Source organism: Amycolatopsis sp. NPDC104863 (genome assembly GCF_055582965.1).
Genome location: NZ_JBVJOW010000011.1, coordinates 236137 through 253169 on the forward strand (window position 1 = coordinate 236137; position 17033 = coordinate 253169).

At 65.2% G+C, this 17033-nt stretch carries 18 protein-coding genes and 1 pseudogene; 9 read left to right on the top strand and 10 right to left on the bottom strand.

Annotated elements, in window-relative coordinates:
• Positions 1 to 122: 122 nt before the first annotated feature.
• Positions 123 to 722, top strand: coding sequence for a Pr6Pr family membrane protein (locus tag ACZ63J_RS44835; protein WP_465402444.1), 600 nt, complete (start codon positions 123 to 125; stop codon positions 720 to 722).
• Here the strand turns inward: ACZ63J_RS44835 and ACZ63J_RS44840 are convergent.
• Positions 719 to 1933: an NADH:flavin oxidoreductase/NADH oxidase family protein gene (locus ACZ63J_RS44840; protein ID WP_465402442.1), complete on the bottom strand. Its 1215-nt coding sequence runs from the start codon at positions 1931 to 1933 to the stop codon at positions 719 to 721. The two genes, ACZ63J_RS44835 and ACZ63J_RS44840, sit on opposite strands and share 4 nt — an antisense overlap.
• A gap of 97 nt (positions 1934 to 2030) precedes the next feature.
• On the opposite strand from ACZ63J_RS44840, the gene ACZ63J_RS44845 reads away from it, so the two are divergent.
• The gene (locus ACZ63J_RS44845; RefSeq protein WP_465402440.1) at positions 2031 to 2654 is read left to right on the top strand and encodes an MBL fold metallo-hydrolase; all 624 of its coding nucleotides are present in this window, start codon (positions 2031 to 2033) and stop codon (positions 2652 to 2654) included.
• Here ACZ63J_RS44845 and ACZ63J_RS44850 read toward each other — a convergent pair.
• Positions 2651 to 3151, bottom strand: a complete 501-nt coding sequence (locus tag ACZ63J_RS44850; RefSeq protein ID WP_465402438.1) for a hypothetical protein — start codon at positions 3149 to 3151, stop codon at positions 2651 to 2653. The two genes, ACZ63J_RS44845 and ACZ63J_RS44850, sit on opposite strands and share 4 nt — an antisense overlap.
• On the bottom strand, positions 3145 to 3612 hold the full coding sequence (locus tag ACZ63J_RS44855) for a DUF309 domain-containing protein (RefSeq protein WP_465402437.1): 468 nt from the start codon (positions 3610 to 3612) through the stop codon (positions 3145 to 3147). Before ACZ63J_RS44855 ends, ACZ63J_RS44850 begins: the two co-directional genes overlap by 7 nt.
• Positions 3613 to 3679: 67 nt before the next feature.
• Between ACZ63J_RS44855 and guaB1 the strand changes: the two genes are divergently transcribed.
• Positions 3680 to 5119, top strand: a complete 1440-nt coding sequence (gene guaB1 / locus ACZ63J_RS44860; RefSeq protein ID WP_465402435.1) for a GMP reductase — start codon at positions 3680 to 3682, stop codon at positions 5117 to 5119.
• A 162-nt stretch (positions 5120 to 5281) separates the two neighbouring features.
• Complete coding sequence (locus ACZ63J_RS44865; protein WP_465402433.1) at positions 5282 to 7030, top strand: AIPR family protein; 1749 nt, start codon at positions 5282 to 5284, stop codon at positions 7028 to 7030.
• A gap of 97 nt (positions 7031 to 7127) precedes the next feature.
• On the opposite strand, the gene ACZ63J_RS44870 is transcribed toward ACZ63J_RS44865, so the two are convergent.
• The gene (locus ACZ63J_RS44870) at positions 7128 to 8420 is read right to left on the bottom strand and encodes a PhoH family protein (protein ID WP_465302690.1); all 1293 of its coding nucleotides are present in this window, start codon (positions 8418 to 8420) and stop codon (positions 7128 to 7130) included.
• A 744-nt stretch (positions 8421 to 9164) separates the two neighbouring features.
• Here ACZ63J_RS44870 and ACZ63J_RS44875 point away from each other — a divergent pair.
• Positions 9165 to 9392 carry a hypothetical protein gene (locus tag ACZ63J_RS44875; RefSeq protein WP_465302688.1) on the top strand — a complete coding sequence of 76 codons (228 nt, stop codon included), beginning with the start codon at positions 9165 to 9167 and terminating at the stop codon, positions 9390 to 9392.
• A gap of 51 nt (positions 9393 to 9443) precedes the next feature.
• On the opposite strand, the gene ACZ63J_RS44880 is transcribed toward ACZ63J_RS44875, so the two are convergent.
• Positions 9444 to 10220, bottom strand: a complete 777-nt coding sequence (locus ACZ63J_RS44880) for an isoprenyl transferase (RefSeq protein WP_465336133.1) — start codon at positions 10218 to 10220, stop codon at positions 9444 to 9446.
• A 118-nt stretch (positions 10221 to 10338) separates the two neighbouring features.
• Between ACZ63J_RS44880 and trhA the strand changes: the two genes are divergently transcribed.
• Complete coding sequence (gene trhA / locus ACZ63J_RS44885; protein ID WP_465402732.1) at positions 10339 to 10980, top strand: PAQR family membrane homeostasis protein TrhA; 642 nt, start codon at positions 10339 to 10341, stop codon at positions 10978 to 10980.
• Positions 10981 to 11101: 121 nt separating this feature from the next.
• On the opposite strand, the gene ACZ63J_RS44890 is transcribed toward trhA, so the two are convergent.
• The 4 genes and pseudogenes from ACZ63J_RS44890 to ACZ63J_RS44905 form a co-directional block, all read right to left on the bottom strand.
• Entirely contained in the window at positions 11102 to 11362 is a 261-nt protein-coding gene (locus ACZ63J_RS44890) for an AMED_5909 family protein (protein ID WP_465402431.1), read from the bottom strand.
• The gene (locus ACZ63J_RS44895) at positions 11343 to 11630 is read right to left on the bottom strand and encodes a hypothetical protein (protein ID WP_465402429.1); all 288 of its coding nucleotides are present in this window, start codon (positions 11628 to 11630) and stop codon (positions 11343 to 11345) included. The genes ACZ63J_RS44890 and ACZ63J_RS44895 overlap by 20 nt, the downstream gene beginning before the upstream one ends.
• 303 nt (positions 11631 to 11933) lie before the next feature.
• Positions 11934 to 12188: pseudogene (locus tag ACZ63J_RS44900) on the bottom strand (hypothetical protein); the annotation flags it as partial.
• A gap of 30 nt (positions 12189 to 12218) precedes the next feature.
• Positions 12219 to 12434: a hypothetical protein gene (locus ACZ63J_RS44905; protein WP_465402427.1), complete on the bottom strand. Its 216-nt coding sequence runs from the start codon at positions 12432 to 12434 to the stop codon at positions 12219 to 12221.
• 235 nt (positions 12435 to 12669) lie between these two features.
• Between ACZ63J_RS44905 and ACZ63J_RS44910 the strand changes: the two genes are divergently transcribed.
• From ACZ63J_RS44910 to ACZ63J_RS44920, 3 genes are all read left to right on the top strand, one after another.
• Positions 12670 to 13413 carry a DUF5919 domain-containing protein gene (locus ACZ63J_RS44910; RefSeq protein ID WP_465402426.1) on the top strand — a complete coding sequence of 248 codons (744 nt, stop codon included), beginning with the start codon at positions 12670 to 12672 and terminating at the stop codon, positions 13411 to 13413.
• Positions 13414 to 13421: 8 nt separating this feature from the next.
• Positions 13422 to 13892 carry an NUDIX hydrolase gene (locus ACZ63J_RS44915; RefSeq protein ID WP_465402425.1) on the top strand — a complete coding sequence of 157 codons (471 nt, stop codon included), beginning with the start codon at positions 13422 to 13424 and terminating at the stop codon, positions 13890 to 13892.
• Positions 13893 to 14028: 136 nt separating this feature from the next.
• Positions 14029 to 16053 (top strand): serine/threonine-protein kinase, encoded by a 2025-nt coding sequence (locus tag ACZ63J_RS44920; RefSeq protein ID WP_465402424.1) that lies wholly within the window; start codon positions 14029 to 14031, stop codon positions 16051 to 16053.
• On the opposite strand, the gene ACZ63J_RS44925 is transcribed toward ACZ63J_RS44920, so the two are convergent.
• A complete protein-coding gene (locus tag ACZ63J_RS44925; RefSeq protein WP_465402423.1) occupies positions 16046 to 16759 on the bottom strand; it encodes a hypothetical protein in 714 nt (237 codons plus the stop codon). The genes ACZ63J_RS44920 and ACZ63J_RS44925 overlap by 8 nt on opposite strands.
• Between the last annotated feature and the right edge of the window lie 274 nt (positions 16760 to 17033).

A 17033-nucleotide genomic window follows, 5' to 3' on the forward strand; every position in this document is an offset into this window, starting at 1 on the left:
TTTTTTCTTTTCCTTTGCGGCTCTACACCCCCCCCCCCCCCCCCCCCCCCCCCCCCCCCCCCCCCCCCCCCCCCCCCCCCCCCCCCGGCACCATCAGGTCCACAGTGGACTATCGTCAAGGAATGCAGAAGCTCACCCGCGCCTGGTTCGCGGTCACCGCCGTGGTCGCCCTGACCGGCCTGGTCACCCAGGTCGTCGCGACCGCCCAGGACGCCGACGGCCGGGTGGCGAACCTGCTCTGCTTCTTCACTATCGACTCGAACCTGCTGGTCACGGTCACCTCGGCGCTGGTCGCCCTCGGCGTGGCGCGCGGCCGCCTGTTCTCCGTGCTCTGGCTCGACGCGCTGGTCGGCATCATCGTGACCGGCATCGTCTACCAGGTCGCCCTCGCCGGCCTGTACGACCTGCACGGCCTGCAGCTCTTCTCCGACACCATGCTCCACAAGGTGACGCCGCTGCTGTTCGTGCTGGGCTGGCTCGTCGCCGGCCCGCGCGGCGCGCTGGCCTGGCGCACGGTCTGGTGGTCGCTGCTCTACCCGCTGGCCTGGCTCGCCTTCACGCTGCCGCGTGGCGCGATCACCGGCTTCTACCCGTACCCGTTCGTCGACGCGGACGCGCTCGGGTACGGCCAGGTGACGCTCAACTGCGTCTTCATCGGCCTGTTCTTCACGGCGCTCGCCGCGGGCGCGTTCCTGTACGAGCGCCGGGTGCGGCCCGCCTAACCCCGGACGCGGCGGAACGCGTTGACACCGTCGGTCAGCGCGGACTGCACGAGCGTCGGCAGCGCGCCGCGCCGGTCGACCGGCTTGCCGGCCGCGATCCGGTGCATCTGCCGGGTGTGCCACTGGATCTCCAGCAGGCTGTCGGCCAGCCGGATCCCGGTTTTCGGGCACCGCCGCTCGGCCTGGACGTCTTCGCCGCCCAGCAGCCGTCCCGGCAGCGCGGGATCAACGACGAGCGGCCGGCCGAGCCCGATGACGTCGAGCTCGCCGGAGCTCAGCGCGTCGGTCATGCCGCCGGGGGTCGCGAAGCCGCCGGTGACCATCAGCGCGACGTCGGACACCGAACGCGCCTTTGCGGCGTAGTCCAGGAAGTACGCTTCGCGCGCGACAGTGCTCGCTCGGCCCGAGCCCATCATCGCGGCTTTCTCGTACGTGCCGCCGGAGACCTCCAGCAGGTCGAGCCCGGCCTCGCCGAGCTCACGCACGACTTCCAGGGACTCGTCCTCGGTGAAGCCGCCCCGCTGGAAGTCCGCGCTGTTGAGCTTGACCGACACCGGCACGGCGTCACCCACCGCCGAACGCACGCGCCGCACCACCTCGAGCAGGAACCGGCGACGGCGGACGGCATCGCCGCCCCACGCGTCGGTGCGCAGGTTCGTCAGCGGTGAAAGGAACTGCGAGACGAGGTAGCCGTGCGCGCCATGGATCTGTACGCCCGCGAAGCCCGCTTCGACGAACGTGCCGGCCGCGACGCCGAAGCGTTCGATGATCGCTTCGATCTCTTCGCTCGTGAGCGCGCGCGGAGCGGCGAAGGCGGTACGCACGCCTCGATCGCCGAAGGGCACGGCAGACGGCGCGACGGGCTCCCGCGACAGGTACCGCGGGCTCTGCCGGCCCGGGTGGTTCAGCTGCGCCCAGAGCTGCGTGTCGGTGCCGTCGACAGCGCTCGCCCACGGCCGGTAGACGTCCGGGTCCGGCGTCGCCGCGACGTTGCGGGGCTCGCCAAGAGCAGCGGGATCGACCATGACGTTGCCGGTGATCAGCGCGCCGGCGCCGCCGCGGGCCCACGTCCGGTACAGCTCGTGCAGCGCGCGTGTGGGCGCGTTCCGGCGATCGCCGAGCTGCTCGCTCAGCGCCGACTTCACCAGCCGGTTGGGCAGGACGGCGCCGCAGCGCAGCTTGAGCGGCTCGGCCAGCAGGTCACGGCTCATCGCGGCACTCCTCGAACTTACCGGCAGTAAGACTACTCGAAAGTAGCATACCGTCGGTATGTCGTCGACCGGCCAGATGGCCGTTAGGGTCGGGCCCATGACGGCGATCGTGCAGAACCTGGTGACTTCTGGTGTCTTCGAGCTCGACGGGGGCAGCTGGGACGTCGACAACAACGTGTGGATCGTGGGCGACGACGCCGAGGTGATCGTGATCGACGCGGCCCACGACGCGAAGGCGATCGAGAACGTCGTCGGGGAACGGAAACTGGCGGCGATCGTCTGCACCCACGCGCACAACGACCACGTCAACGCGGCCCCCGAGCTGGCCGAGGCCACCGGCGCGCCGATCCTGCTGCACCCGGACGACCGCGTCCTCTGGGACCAGACGCACCCGGACCGCGCGCCGGACGGCGAGCTGAAGGACGGCCAGACGATCACCGTCGCGGGAACGGCGCTGCGCGTCATCCACACCCCGGGCCACGCGCCGGGCGCGGTCTGCCTGTACGCCGAAAAGCTCGGCGTGGTGTTCACCGGCGACACGCTGTTCCACGGCGGCCCCGGCGCCACCGGACGGTCCTATTCGGACTACCCGACGATCCTGAAGTCCATCCAGGAGAAGCTGTTCACGCTCCCGGACGCGACGAAGGTGCACACGGGCCACGGCGAAGGCACCACGATCGGCGCCGAGAAGGCGGCTTCGAGCGGCTGGGACCAGCCCTAGGACGTGTGCTTCCGGGCGACGAGGGCGAACGCCTCGATCGCCCGGTCCAGCTCGGTCACGGCCTTCCGCACGACGGGCGGCAGCTGGAGCCGGTCGAACCCGGCGCCTTCGTCCCGCTCGTGCCGGACATGGTGCAGGTCCATGTCCTTCTGGCGGACGTCCTCGGCCGCGCCGACCAGCTCGTCCGGCCCGCTCATCACCAGGAGCCCGAGCAGGGAGCGCATCTCCGCGCGCGCCTGGTAGTACTCGTCTTCGTAGCGCGTCATCTCGACGTCCCCGCCGGTCGCCCGTTGCCGGTGGGTGACGTTGAGGCTGACGAGGTGCTGCCGCGCCCGGGCGGCGGCCTCGATGAACGCACCGCAGCGGTCGGCCCGGTCCTGCCGCAGCTTCGCGCGCCGCGCCGCGTTGAGCTTCAGCGGTTCGACCAACGCCCCCAGCGTCACGCCGACCAGCGACGCGACGGCCGCGATGACCGCGGCGCCCAGCGCCGTCAGCACGTCAGCCGCGGCGCTGTCGGCTCCACGCGTACGCGCCGCTTCGCCTCGTCGGCCAGGCTTCGCGCCCACTCCTGCAGGCCCGCGACGTTGATGCCGTGCGGCGGCTCGGCCCGGAACGGCTCGATGTTCGCCCCGCCGCGCTCCAGCAGGGACGCCGCGCCGACCGCGTTGCCGCGCGCGGCGTGTGTCAGGCCGACGGCGAGCTGGGCCAGCCCGCGCCACAGCTCGCGGTCGGGCCCGTCCGCGGTCTTCCACGCGTCCTCGAAGACCTCGTGCGCGTGGAACGGCTTGCCGTCGTCGAGCAGCTGCTGCGCCTCCGCAAGCGTTTGCGCCGGGGTCCGCGCGATGCCCTCCAGCTGGCGCTCGACACCCTCTTCGCCGTAGGGAAGCGGGCGGCCGAGACCGTCGCGCGGTCGTGCGTTGCGTGCCCGTCCCTCGGTGTCCCGGTCCCGGCGGCTCATGCCTCGATCCTGCCACGCGCCCGGCCGCGTTCGCCGTCTCCCGGCGAGCCACGTAGCCTGGGGACTCGTGCGTTTCCTCGACGGCCACCGGCCTGCTCACGACCTGACCTACGACGACGTGTTCCTGCTGCCGAACCGTTCGGACGTGGAGTCCCGCTTCGACGTCGACCTGTCCACCGCGGACGGCACCGGCGCGACGATCCCGATCGTGGTCGCGAACATGACCGCCGTCGCCGGCCGCCGGATGGCCGAGACCGTCGCCCGCCGGGGCGGCCTCGTGGTGCTGCCGCAGGACGTGGACGGCACCGCCGTCGCGGAGATCGTCGGCTGGGTGAAGAGCCGCCACACGGTGTGGGACACGCCGCTGGTGCTCACCGGCGGCGACGCGGTGGCTGACGCGCTCAACCTGGTCCACAAGCGTGCTCACGGCGCTGTCGTGGTCGTCGACGGCGAAGGCCGTCCAGTCGGCATCGTCGACGAAGCGGCCTGCGCGGGTGTCGACCGCTTCGCGCGTCTCGCCGACGTCGCGCAGCCGGCGAGCGTCGCGGTCCCGCTCGACACTCCGGCCCGCGAGGTCTTCGAACGGCTGCACGGCGCGGGCGCCCAGCTGGCCCTCGGCCTCGACGCCGACGGCCGCCTCGCGGGCGTGCTGACCGCCGTCGGCGCACTGCGCGCGGACATCTACACGCCCGCCGTCGACAACGCGGGCAAGCTGCGCGTCGCGGCCGCGGTCGGCGTCAACGGCGATGTCGCGGCGAAGGCCGAAGCCGTGCTGAGCTCGGGGGTCGACGTGCTCGTCGTCGACACCGCGCACGGGCACCAGGAGAAGATGATCGCCGCGCTGAAGGCCGTCCGGTCGGTGTCGCCGCAGGTCCCGGTGGTGGCCGGCAACGTCGTCACGGCCGAGGGCACGCGCGACCTGATCCAGGCCGGCGCCGACGTCGTCAAGGTCGGCGTCGGGCCGGGCGCGATGTGCACCACGCGGATGATGACCGGCGTGGGCCGCCCGCAGTTCTCGGCGGTCGCCGAGTGCGCGGCCGCGGCGCGTGAGCTGGGCAAGCACGTCTGGGCCGACGGCGGGGTCCGCCACCCGCGCGACGTCGCGCTGGCGCTGGCCGCGGGCGCGTCCGCGGCGATGGTCGGCTCGTGGTTCGCCGGCACCTACGAATCCCCCGGTGACCTGCGGTTCGACGAGCAGGGCCGGCCGTACAAGGAGTCGTTCGGCATGGCGTCGAAGCGCGCGGTCGGCGCGCGGACGCGCACGGACAACGTCTTCGACCGCGCGCGGAAGGCGCTGTTCGAGGAGGGCATCTCGTCGTCGCGGATGTCCCTCGACCCGGCCCGCCCGGGTGTCGAGGACCTGCTGGACTCGATCGGCTCGGGCGTCCGCTCGTCGTGCACGTACGCGGGCGCGCGCACCCTGGAGGAGTTCCACGAGCGCGCGCTGCTGGGCGTCCAGTCGGCGGCGGGCTTCGCGGAGGGCCGCCCGCTCCCCTCAGGCTGGTAACGCGCTGGGAGCGGCGTGTTCGGCGCGCCGCTCCCAAAGGACGTCAGACATGGCCGTCAAGCGCCTACGCGCCCCAGCTGAGCCATTCGAGGGATTTCTCCCACCCTCGGTAACAGATGTTCATCCATCTACGACATGGACCCAACAGTCCTACGCGGATAGATGGAAGAGAAGCAAAACAGCGTGAGCAAAAACCATGTGATCCTACTGGATCAAGCACTCGCCGAGCACCAAAATCGCAGCAATCCCCCCTTGGCGAAAGACATCGCGTTCGAGCTACTGGCTGCAGAGCAGATCCTGAAGGACTACGACCTCTCGCCCGACGAGGTAGAGTCCGGCCGCGTCGGTGGCTCGCGCGATGGGGGCCTCGACGGCGTCTACGTCTTCCTGGGAGACGCCTTGCTCGCAGAAGACGACGAGATATTTCTCGATTCGAAGTCATCCAACGATTTCAGCAGAAACTCATTGTTAACACTATGGCTTATCCAGGCCAAGAACAAGGAGTCATTTGAAGAGACCCCCTTTGACAAGGCGCAGGCCTCGCTGAGAAAATTACTGGAAATCGATACTCCCACAAAAGAGTTACTCGATCAGTACTCGCCCGAGGTCGTCAACAGAATTCGAATGTTCACCCAAGCCTGGAAGAAGCTTGCCACCAGGAAGCCTCGAGTCCGCGTTCGGTTCACCTACGCAACCAAAGGCGATCAGGAGAACGCGAACAAGAACGTCTTTCTCAAGATGGAAGAGCTTCGACTAGCCATCGCCGAGAAGGTCTACGGAGCACAGATCGAAGTAGACCTCGCGGGCGCCGAGCAACTCTGGAACCTCTACAATACGTCGCCTTCCTATAGTCTTCGTCTACGCTTCCAAGAGAACGCCAGCCCAGGCTCGAGCCATGCCGCCCTGGTCCACTTGAGTGACTACTGGAACTTCCTGGTCGACGAAAAAGGCGAGCTGCGGAAGCACATATTCGAATCAAACGTGCGCGACTACCAGGGCGATGTCGAGGTAAACAAAGAGATTCGCGACTCACTGGAGAACCCTGACAGTCCCGAGTTCTGGTGGATGAACAACGGCGCGACCATCATCTGCTCCAACGCGACGATCAACGGCAAGGAGTTCGTACTCGACGACGTTCAGGTGGTCAACGGGCTACAGACCTCCTATACCGTCTACGAAGTACTCCGTAAGATGACCCCGGAGTCACGTGCAGCGCAGGATAAATCGGTTCTCATCCGAATCCTTGTGACATCCGACGACGCCACAAGCGACAAGGTGATCCGGGCAACGAACCGGCAAACCAGCGTACCCGATGCCTCGTTGCGCGCCACTGATGAGGTCCAGCGGAAGATCGAGGCTCATTTCTCATCGGCAGGCTGGTACTACGACCGACGGAAGAACTACTACCGCAATATCGGAAAAAGCCCCGAGCGGATCATCTCGATCCCGTTGCTCGGCCAGGCGGTCATGGCGATTGGACTGAGCCAACCGAATGACTCTCGCGCCAGACCCTCTTCTCTGCTGAAGAAGAACGACGAATACAGTAGGATATTTTCGGACGAGATCCCCCTTCCGGTCTACCTCTGGATAGCGCGGACACAGAAGCTCGTAGACAGCTATCTGATGTCCGGCACGATCTCCGTCAGCTCGAGCCAGCGCACCAACCTACGCTTCCACGTTTCGATGCTCGTCGTCGCGCGGAAACTCGGGAAGAAGGTCAACTCGCCTCTTGAGCTCAGACGGCTTGCCGAGTCCGACGCCGAGATCGACGGCGACGCGATCAAGGCCGCCTTCTACGACGTGAACGCCCGCGCGGAAAAATTCGCGAAGAAGAAGGGGTGGGCCTTGGACCGAACCGCCAAGAGCAAGGACCTGGTGACCCAGATCTTCGGCGAAGAACGCCCAAAATGACGAGCGCTCTACGTTCGAGCAGCCGCATTTCGTAGCGGCGTCCTGAGGTCACCGTGCGAGGTACTCCCCGCACGGTGACCTCCGGACGCTTGATGGCTCAGCCGTGGTCCTCCAGCATCTCGGTGACGAGCGCCGCGATCGGCGAGCGCTCCGAGCGGGTCAGCGTGACGTGCGCGAACAGCGGGTGGCCCTTCAGCTTCTCGATCACCGCCGAGACGCCGTCGTGCCGGCCGACGCGCAGGTTGTCGCGCTGGGCGACGTCGTGCGTGAGCACCACCCGGGACGCCGTACCGAGCCGCGAGAGCACCGTCAGGAGCACGTTGCGCTCCAGTGACTGCGCCTCGTCGACGATCACGAACGCGTCGTGCAGCGACCGGCCGCGGATGTGCGTCAGCGGGAGCACCTCGAGCATGCCGCGGTCGAAGACCTCGTCGAGGACGTCCTGGCTGACCAGCGCGCCGAGCGTGTCGAACACCGCCTGCGCCCAGGGCTGCATCTTCTCGCTCTCGGACCCGGGCAGGTAGCCGAGGTCCTGGCCGCCGACCGCGTAGACCGGCCGGAACACCACCACCTTGCGGTGCTGACGGCGTTCCATCACCGCCTCGAGGCCGGCGCACAGCGCGAGCGCCGACTTGCCGGTGCCGGCACGCCCGCCCAGCGAGACGATGCCGACGTCGGAGTCGAGCAGCAGGTCGAGCGCGATGCGCTGCTCGGCGCTGCGGCCGTGCAGCCCGAACGCCTCGCGGTCGCCCCGCACCAGCCGGATGCGCTTGTCCGCCGTGATCCGCCCCAACGCGCTCGAGCTGCCCGCGAGCAGCCGCAGCCCGGTGTGGCAGGGCAGCTCGGCGAGGTCGTCCAGGCCGTACTCGACCGGGTCGACGGTGCCGCCGCCGAAGAGCGTGTCGAGCACGTCCTGCTCGACGTCGACGTCCGCCATGCCCGTCCAGCCGGACGGCGTGACGTCCTGCGCGCGGTACTCGTCGGCCTCCAGGCCCACGGCGCCCGCCTTGACCCGCAGCGGAATGTCCTTCGTCACCAGGGTGACCGCCGGGAACTCCGCCGCCAAATTGAGCGCACAGGCGAGGATGCGGTGGTCGTTGGAGTCGGTGCGGAACCCGACCGGGAGCACCGTCGGGTCCGAGTGGTTCAGCTCCACCTGCAGCGTGCCGCCGTGGTCCCCGATGGGGAGCGGCGCGTCGAGCCTGCCGTGCTGCCGGCGCAGGTCGTCGAGCATGCGCAGGGACTCCCGGGCGAACCAGCCGAGCTCCGGGTGGTGGCGCTTCGCCTCCAGTTCACTGATGACGACCAGCGGAAGCACGACGGCATGCTCGGCGAAGCGGGTGACCGCCCACGGGTCCGACAGGAGGACCGACGTGTCGAGCACGTACATGTGCTGCTGGAATTCGGGCGAGGTCGAGGCTTTCTCCGGGCCAGGAACGGCACCGGTCGAAGAACGGCCAGAGGCCTTACGGGGCAAACGCTGCGCAGTCACGACGGCATCTCCCTCGAGGGCGTGTGCACCTCACGCCCGCACTCGCTGGGCCGGGCACCTCCCTGGCTGGACCACTCCCTCTGACCGGTGGGTCAGGTGGCGCGGCCACGAGGGCCGGGTGCCGGCCCCCTCGTGCGTCTCGTGGGCGGCTGCGCCGCCCCCTCGATCACCGTCACGACCAGGGCCTCCCGCGAGGACCCGCACGGATCGCGTGCCCTCACCTCGGAAGGTACATACGAATGCCGGATCGCGCAGGGAGCCAACACGGTGATTCGCCAGATCGTCACCTCACTGTCGGTCGTCCGACATCGACGTCCCGTGACATTCACCCTGTGTAGCCGACGTCTCGATCGGTGCACCCACGTCGGAATGATCTTGGGAAAATTGCTGACCCGGCGTATTCACGAAATCGGCTTCGGGGTTCTACCACGTTCGGAGCAACGACGCATTTTGCGCCACCAAGAGAGAACCGTACCGAGTGAAAGCGCCTGCGTCAGGCTCACACAATGGGCGTACAAGACGTACGAGACGCCCGTTTAGCGAGTAATTTTTTGACTGCGGGACACACCACCGGTCCTCCGGTGCCCCGGATCCCAACAGTTCTACCTAGGAGTGTGCGAAGTGCTGAAGAAGGCTGGATTCGTGGCCGCCACCGCTGCGGGCCTCATGATGATCGGCAGCACCGCGTTCGCCGCGACGGGCGACCACGGCGGCACCCCGGACCCGACGTTCGGCGACGCCTACGCCACGTTCATCGAGGGCGGCGGCGCGCTGGGCTACGGCGCGGCCTCCCTGGTCGCCGGCGCCTACACCGGCGTGCTGACCTCGCCGGCGCTGGTGCTGCACTCGCTGGAGCACCACCACCACTGAGTCAGGCTCTTCGAAGGGCCCCGGAGCTCGCTCCGGGGCCCTTCGGCGTGTTTACGAGCCGAACCGGCGGTGCCGCCAGGCGTAGTCGCGGATCGCCCGCAGGAAGTCGACCCGGCGGAATGCCGGCCAATACGCTTCGGTGAACCAGAATTCCGAATGCGCGGACTGCCAGAGCAGGAATCCGGAAAGGCGCTGTTCACCGGAAGTGCGGATGATGAGGTCCGGATCCGGCTGCCCCGAGGTGTAGAGGTGCTCGGAGATGTGGTCGACGTCGAGGATTTTCGCCATCTCGTGAATGGACGTGCCTTCGTCAGCGTGCTGGAGGAGCAGCTTGCGCACGGCGTCCGCGATCTCCTGGCGCCCGCCGTAACCGACAGCGACGTTGACCTCCATGCCGGTACGCCCTTCGGTGCGCGCGGCGGCTTCACTGAGTTTCTTGGCGACTTCGCTGGGTAGCAGGTCGAGCGCGCCGACGATCCGCAGCTGCCACGGCGTCCCGGGCGCGGCGAGCTCGTCGGTGACGTCGGTGATGATCTTCAGCAGCGGCGTGAGCTCGTCCGGGTCGCGGTTGAGGTTGTCGGTGGACAGCAGCCACATGGTGACGACCTCGACGTCGGCCTCCTGGCACCAGCTCAGGAAGTCCGCGATCTTCTTCGCGCCGGCCCGATGACCGTCCGCGACGTCCGCGAAGCCCGCTTCGCGCGCCCACCGGCGGTTGCCGTCGAGCATGATGGCGATGTGCCGGGGATGCCGGCCGCGGGCCTGCTGGATGAGGCGCCTGCCGTAGGCGCTGTACACGACGTCGGACAAGAAGGAGCGAACACTCACGTCGAGGAAGAGTACGCACCCGGTGTGAGGCGCGTGACTCGCATTGAGCAGTGCTGGAGAACCTACGGTCCCGTAACCTGGACGGGTGAGCCTGACGACGGAACCACCCGAGCCCATCGTGGACCTCCGGCCGCGCCTGAGGGGCCACATCCACTTCTGGACGTTCTTCGGCGCGGTAGCGGCCGCGGCGGCGCTGATCAGCCTGGCGGCGTCCACAGTGTCCCCGGTGGCGGCGCTGGCGACGTCGGTCTACGGCCTCACGGTGCTCGGCCTGTTCGGCGTGAGCGCGCTGTACCACCGTCGTTTGTGGAGCCCCCGCGCGTACAAGTGGATGAAGCGCGCGGACCACTCGATGATCTTCCTGTTCATCGCGGGCACGTACACCCCGTTCACCCTGCTGGCGATGTCCAAGCCGACGGGTTACGTGATCCTGTCGATCGTCTGGGGCGGGGCGGTCCTGGGCGTGGCGCTGAAGATGCTGTGGCCGCACGCGCCGCGGTGGGTCGGGGTGCCGATCTACATCGCTTTGGGCTGGGTTGCGGTTTTCGTCTTCCCTGAGCTGGCTTCGCATGCCGGGATCGCGGCGTTGGTGCTGCTGTGCGTGGGCGGGCTGTTTTACACGCTGGGGGCGGCGTTTTACGGGTTCAAGTGGCCCAATCACTGGCCGGATACCTTTGGGTACCACGAGTACTTCCATGCCTGCACCGTGCTTGCGGCGGTTTCGCATTACATTGCCATCTGGTTGGCCATGTACGCCTAGCTGCGGTTTCGGGCTCGCCGGCGTCGGCTTCTCGATGCCTGCCTTCTTGAGCGCAGGCAGGACGGGCAGCCCGGACACTCGACCGTCGCACCGCCGGAATGACGCTTGACCAGCTCGCTGATCACCGTTCCTCTCCGAAACTCGATCGCCATTCGGGCTTTCTCGTCAGCTTCTCGACCTGGCGCATTTCGTAGCCGACCCAGTACAGCGCCTCCCAGTGGTGACGCTGGTCGGTCTCCGCGACCCGCTCGTACATCGCCGCGTTCGCCCGGTGAAACGCCACCCACTCCGCCGTCTTCGCGTCGACCTCGGGACGCAGCACGAACACCGCCTCCCGGGCGCCGGCCAGCGTCACGACCTCGTCATGCGCCTTGACCACCATCACCGACTCCATCAGGCCCGACCGGAGCCGCCGCGCGAGCCGTCAGCAGCGCCGCCAGGTCGTCCACCCCGTCGCGGAGCTGGCGCAGGAACACCACGCAAGCCGGCCACTGCTCCAGATCCTTCGGCACCACGAGCGAAACCACGGTTTCGCCCGTCACGACCAGCATCGGTGGACTGGCCGGATGTGGGCCAGTCTCCTCCACCACCACCGCGTCCTGTGGCCCCACTGTCCACGTCACACCGAACCCGTCGATCCGAAGCACCATCACCGTCTGCCTTGTTCGCCCAATCCCGTGCCAGCTCGGCGAACCCTTCGGCCGCCGACTCCAGAGCCGCGACGCACCACCACGGCATACCACGCGTACGCGCAAGCTCACACCAGGCTTGCGACACCCGGCGTGCCGCATTCGCCGTGGTGAGCGGCGACACCCGCCGGCCGCGCTCCCACGCCTCCATGTAGTCGCGGTACGCCAACTCCCACGTCTGGACCAGAACACCGACCGCCGCGGCATCCCGAACCGGCCCAGACGCCTTCACGCCGCTCACGCCGCCTTGGTCGCAGCTTCGCCCGGCTGCACGTCGGCCAGCAGCATGATCTCGAACGAGGCGCACTTCGCCTTCGTGTCCGCCTGGTCGGTGACCATCACTTTCCAGCACCATTTACCCGTGATCTCGTCAACCCGCTGCCGCACCGGGCGATCGGCGGCCCTGTCCTCCTGCGACTGGTACTCGTTGTCCGGCGACGCCTCCCCCACCATCACCAGGCCCTGCGTGAACGCGTCGTCGAAGTCGATGCTGAACCGGTGTCCCCTGTCGATAGCCATGCTGAATCCTCTGTGTTGTCTGTTAGTTGGTTACTGCGGCGGCTCTCCGCCCCGTGCAGCTGCGGCGTCCAGTGCCACGCTCACCTCGTCCAGTTCCCTCTGCAGTACGGCGATGGCATCGGAGTCCACGAGCAGGACGACTGGGAACGCCTTGCCGAACCGGACTTCCGCGCGGTTTGCGTACGTCAGCGCACGGACACGAATCGGCAGATCAGCCGTGACGTGGATCTGAACCGTGTCGCGCATGCCACGCCGCGCCTACGCCGCACGTCGGCGAGGTACCGCCCGCTTGTCCGCGCCGACCAGGCGGACAGTGGTTTCAGTGGTCACGGATTCTTCCTCGGCGTCCTGGCACCGGGCCTGCCCCGGCAACCTGACACTCAGACTCCGCCAAAACGCGGGACGTGATCACCACGTGGCAGGACATCTTGGGACGTCCCTGGTACCGTCGAAGACGTCCCTACACGTCCCGAGGGTGCCGATGCCGAACGAACGCCTGCGTGACGCGTTGCTGCGCAACGGCCTGACGTTGGAGCAGGTCGCCAAGGCCGTCGGCGTCGACCAGAAGACAGTCGAGCGCTGGATCACCAAGAACAGGACGCCCTACCCCAAGCACCGGCACAAGATCGCCGCTATGGCACGCGAGTCGGAGACCTACCTGTGGCCGGATTCGGTAGCTCCGGAGCGCAAGGCCGAGATAGCCGCTGCCGAACTTGTGCAGGTCTTTCCGCACCGCAACGCCGTCCCCGTCGAGCTGTGGGACCGGCTGATCAAGGATGCATCGGAGACCGTCGAGATCCTGGTACACGCGGCATTGTTCCTGGTGGAACGCCCGCGGTTCATCAAGGACCTGACAGCCAAGGCAGCAGCCGGCGCTCGAATTCGGCTCGCGTTCGGGGACCCCGAGGGTGACAGCGTCGCCTTGCGCGGCGAGGAAGAGCAGCTCGGCGACGGGACGCTTGCGGCACGTATCCGCAACGCACTGGCGTCCTACCGGCCAGTGGTCGGGGTCGAGGGGGTCGAGATGCGGTTCCACAACACGACGCTCTACAACTCGATCTTCCGGTTCGACGACGAGATGATCATCAACACGCACGTGTACGGGTTCCAGGGAGCCCACGCCCCATCCCTCCACCTGCGGAGACTGTCCGCCGGGGACCTCTTCGAGACGTACTCGGAGAGCTTCGAGTCAGTCTGGAACCTCGCCAAGCCGGCCACCTTCTAGGAGGCAGCATGACCCGAGTCGACTACTACAACGACCCGAACGCCCCCAAGGCGAACAGCATCGCGGTAGCGGTCTCGGCGTTCATCCAGGACAACGAAGGCCGGATCTTGATGATCAGGCGCACGGACAACGACCTTTACTCGATCCCGGGCGGCCAGCTTGAACTCGGCGAGACGTTGGCCGAGGCGGCGGTTCGGGAGGTCCGCGAGGAGACCGGCATCGAATGCGAGGTCACGGGAGTGATCGGCCTGTACTCGGACCCTAAGCACGTGATCGCTTACGACGACGGCGAGGTCAGGCAAGAGTTCTCAATCTGCTTTCGAGCGACCCCTAAAGGCGGAACGCTTCAGACCAGCGAAGAGAGTAAAGTTGTCGATTGGGTAATGCCATCTTCTCTCGAATCAATGAGCATCCATTCCTCGATCGAGATGCGAATTAGGCACGCGCTTACCCGCAATCAAGATCCTTTCTTCAGCTAGCAACAACGCATCTTTCGGGTTACATTAATACATCGATTACATAACGATATTCTTTGTTTCAATTGAATTACGCGCGTAACTAGCCGACAAGGCGGAGCGATCTGGTGATCAGACTGACTTGATCAGGGGAGCGTCCATGCCGGCTGATACGCAGAAACTTAAGTCCATCGCCCTAACTCTGTATCCAGACGCAGAGGTGACGCACCTGGGGACCGGTGGCTTTGCCAGCACGTTCAAAGTACAGCGTGGTGACGACGTCTTCGCAGTCAAGATTCTTGACCCAGAACGGACTGATGTCGTCAGAACCGAGCGAGAGTTCGCAGCCCTACGACGCGTCAGCCACAAAAACGTGGTCTCGTACCGAGCGATTGATGCGGTCACGATCGACGACACCTCATTTCAATATGTTGAAATGGACTACATCGACGGCGCACCATTGAGTAAGTCGTTGAAGTTCAACGACGAATTCGATCTTAAGTCTGCCGCATCTATCATGATGCAGGTTATTGAAGGCGCGGCGGCATTGTGGCGCGAACAGACAGCACACCGCGATCTCTCTCCGAGCAATGTGATGCTTACAGAGTCGGGGGAGGTTGTAATCGTTGACCTCGGCATGGCTCGTCACGTAGACGATGAGACACACACCCTGCTACCCACTCCTGGGACGCCTGGATGGATGAGTCCGGAGCAGGTCAGCAAGTCACCGCAGCGTGGAGATTGGCGATCCGACCAGTTTGTCATTGGTCTTCTAGCATGGAGGCTAGTCACAAATTCCAAGCCCTTTGGGAAGGTTACCGGCGTTGAACTTTGGTCCGCCCCAGGTGTAATCGCTATCCCCAAAGCGAAGGATGTGAACGCGCGCGTTCCAGTCAAGCTCTCGAATATTCTCGAGAAAATGACCCAGCAACAGCCATTCAAGCGCTACCTCGATCCCGAGAGGCTGCTTGAAGACGTTGCAGATGCGGTCACCGCCCTGGAGGAAGACGATTCAGACGACGATTCCGACTCCTTAAGCTTCTACCTAGCGGTTGGCCAAATAAAAAACGTCGCCACTTCGGAATTCGTCGCCGAACTCGGAACAGGCGGCTTAATTCTCGACGCCGCCGGCTGCAGTGCACGAATAGATGTAATGGCACAGGTAGCGGCCAGCAGTAAAGTTAACCTCGCGATCGATCCCGTTTCATATTGGGATCGATCACCGATCGAAGCTCGTTCCTCATCCTACAAAAGGCTGCCATATGGCCAACGAGCGAGAATATTAGAAGTTCCAGAATCGGAATCTGCCCGCGCCGACTACTGCCGCAGCATAATCGAGCACCAGATCGACAATAAACCCGATATCGTGATCTCACCATACTTTCTCGCAGATTCAGGGGAGCTGGAATGGATCGACGAAAGCCTCTCTTGCGCAGAGACCTGCCGCGACATCCTTCAGCAAGCAGGACACAAGAACGAGGTCTGGTCAGCGGTCGCCGTCGGCTCGGGCGTACTCAGCGGCGGCGCAGGACTTGAGCACCTACTGAATGCACTCACGGCAACACGATTGCCAGCAGTCTACCTGCTGGTGCATACGGCACAGGTACCATTTGCCCCTCTTGCCGACGAGGGAACCCTTAGGGGAATTCGTGACGTGATCGCCGTCTGTCGAGAGATCGGATCCCCCATAATAGTTGGGCGGCGGGACGTTTCTGGGTTGCTAGCCCTAGGCCTAGGCGCATCGGGATGGTCAACCGGCGTATCCGCAAACCTTGAGAATCTTCCGCGCCACTTGGAAGAGGTAGAAGATACGCGCGGCGGTCAAGCCGCCGATCGTTACTACGTGCCGGATCTACTGAACTCCCTTAAGATCGAGACACATGCTCGCTTGCGACGTGCCGGACTTCTAACAAAAACGTACACAAAGTACGATCGCGATCTATTTTCTTCAGGCAGGCCCATCGCGCAGATCTCAACGACCGAACAGCGGATCACTCTGCGCCAACACAATATGCAAGCAAAGAGCGATCAAGTAGCTGAGCTGTCAAGCCTCGAACCTAACAAGCGTCGCGAATGGATGAAAACCAAGATTCAAGAGGCTCGGGATCTTTACTCAAAGCTACGCGGGATTGTCGACCCAGCTGAACTCGGAACATTCCTGGAGGTTTGGAGCAAGATCATCTAGGAGAGGAGCCGCCAACCCGCTTAACAGTCGCCCATCCCGTCGCAACAGATCGTTCTGCAGCCAGTCTTCGAGACGAATCGTCCATGGGCTGATTCGGCACCGCCACAGCCAGTTCGCGCACGATATGATTGTCATCGATTCCAAGGACGCCGATTCCAAGCTCTTCGGCGGCCGTGATAGATTTTTCAGCAGCAGCCATCGGGAGCGCGATATAAACTTCATGAGCAAACAAGTGATACCGAGCCGCCTGCCCAACAGCTCGACGCCAGTCTCGCAGTTTTAGTTCAACTGCAGTTATGCTTTTTCCCGGGTCGGGTATCTTCGCCACAATTTCATATTTCCCAGACGAGCATCTAATCAGTCCCCTATCGAGTAGCGGCGCCATGGCGTTCTCGCGAAGAGATTTCCATCCCCAGGGTGCCCATTCGCGCAACTCTAGCTCTGTTCTAGCCTTAACAAGGAACCGGAAAAGTTCTACTTCATTTCTCGATGTGAGACTTACGTATCGATAGCGATAGCTGTTAGCGCGTTCACTAGCGGTCTTACCATAGGTTGCAACTAGGTCCGCGATGCCGGCACCCGCATCGATCTCGTCAGCGACGCAGCTTTTTTCACAACGCGACTCCAGCCAAGCGGCTACCGGGTTCCGCAAGTCGACCTCACGTCGCAAACCTGGTTTCTCCGCTAGCGCTGTACCGGTAGTCATCGCTCGTTCACTCGCTTCCCGCTGCGTCCATACCTCCATCCTCGGTCATACAGACACTGCACGCGAGGTCCGATGGAGGGTATCTAGAGACAAGGAGGCCATGGATCGTGGGTGATGACGCACACCATGTGAGCTTCTCGGATACGGCCGAACTTGGCTCTATGGGATCAAAGGCGGGGCCACAGGGGGGGGGGGGCTTTTGTCTCCCCCGCCCCCCCCCCCGGGAGGATCACCCCCCCCCCCGCACATAGAGTGTCCCCCTCGCCCCCCCCCC

Excerpts from the sequence above, each read along its gene's own strand:
- ACZ63J_RS44925 (WP_465402423.1), bottom strand. The coding sequence starts at position 16,759 with ATGACTACCGGTACAGCGCTAGCGGAGAAACCAGGTTTGCGACGTGAG.
- ACZ63J_RS44905 (WP_465402427.1), bottom strand. The coding sequence starts at position 12,434 with ATGCGCGACACGGTTCAGATCCACGTCACGGCTGATCTGCCGATTCGT.
- ACZ63J_RS44915 (WP_465402425.1), top strand. The coding sequence starts at position 13,422 with ATGACCCGAGTCGACTACTACAACGACCCGAACGCCCCCAAGGCGAAC.
- ACZ63J_RS44890 (WP_465402431.1), bottom strand. The coding sequence starts at position 11,362 with ATGGTGGTCAAGGCGCATGACGAGGTCGTGACGCTGGCCGGCGCCCGG.
- ACZ63J_RS44840 (WP_465402442.1), bottom strand. The coding sequence starts at position 1,933 with ATGAGCCGTGACCTGCTGGCCGAGCCGCTCAAGCTGCGCTGCGGCGCC.
- ACZ63J_RS44870 (WP_465302690.1), bottom strand. The coding sequence starts at position 8,420 with ATGTACGTGCTCGACACGTCGGTCCTCCTGTCGGACCCGTGGGCGGTC.
- ACZ63J_RS44845 (WP_465402440.1), top strand. The coding sequence starts at position 2,031 with ATGACGGCGATCGTGCAGAACCTGGTGACTTCTGGTGTCTTCGAGCTC.
- ACZ63J_RS44865 (WP_465402433.1), top strand. The coding sequence starts at position 5,282 with ATGGAAGAGAAGCAAAACAGCGTGAGCAAAAACCATGTGATCCTACTG.
- ACZ63J_RS44895 (WP_465402429.1), bottom strand. The coding sequence starts at position 11,630 with ATGGTGCTTCGGATCGACGGGTTCGGTGTGACGTGGACAGTGGGGCCA.
- ACZ63J_RS44910 (WP_465402426.1), top strand. The coding sequence starts at position 12,670 with ATGCCGAACGAACGCCTGCGTGACGCGTTGCTGCGCAACGGCCTGACG.
- ACZ63J_RS44835 (WP_465402444.1), top strand. The coding sequence starts at position 123 with ATGCAGAAGCTCACCCGCGCCTGGTTCGCGGTCACCGCCGTGGTCGCC.
- ACZ63J_RS44920 (WP_465402424.1), top strand. The coding sequence starts at position 14,029 with ATGCCGGCTGATACGCAGAAACTTAAGTCCATCGCCCTAACTCTGTAT.
- ACZ63J_RS44855 (WP_465402437.1), bottom strand. The coding sequence starts at position 3,612 with ATGAGCCGCCGGGACCGGGACACCGAGGGACGGGCACGCAACGCACGA.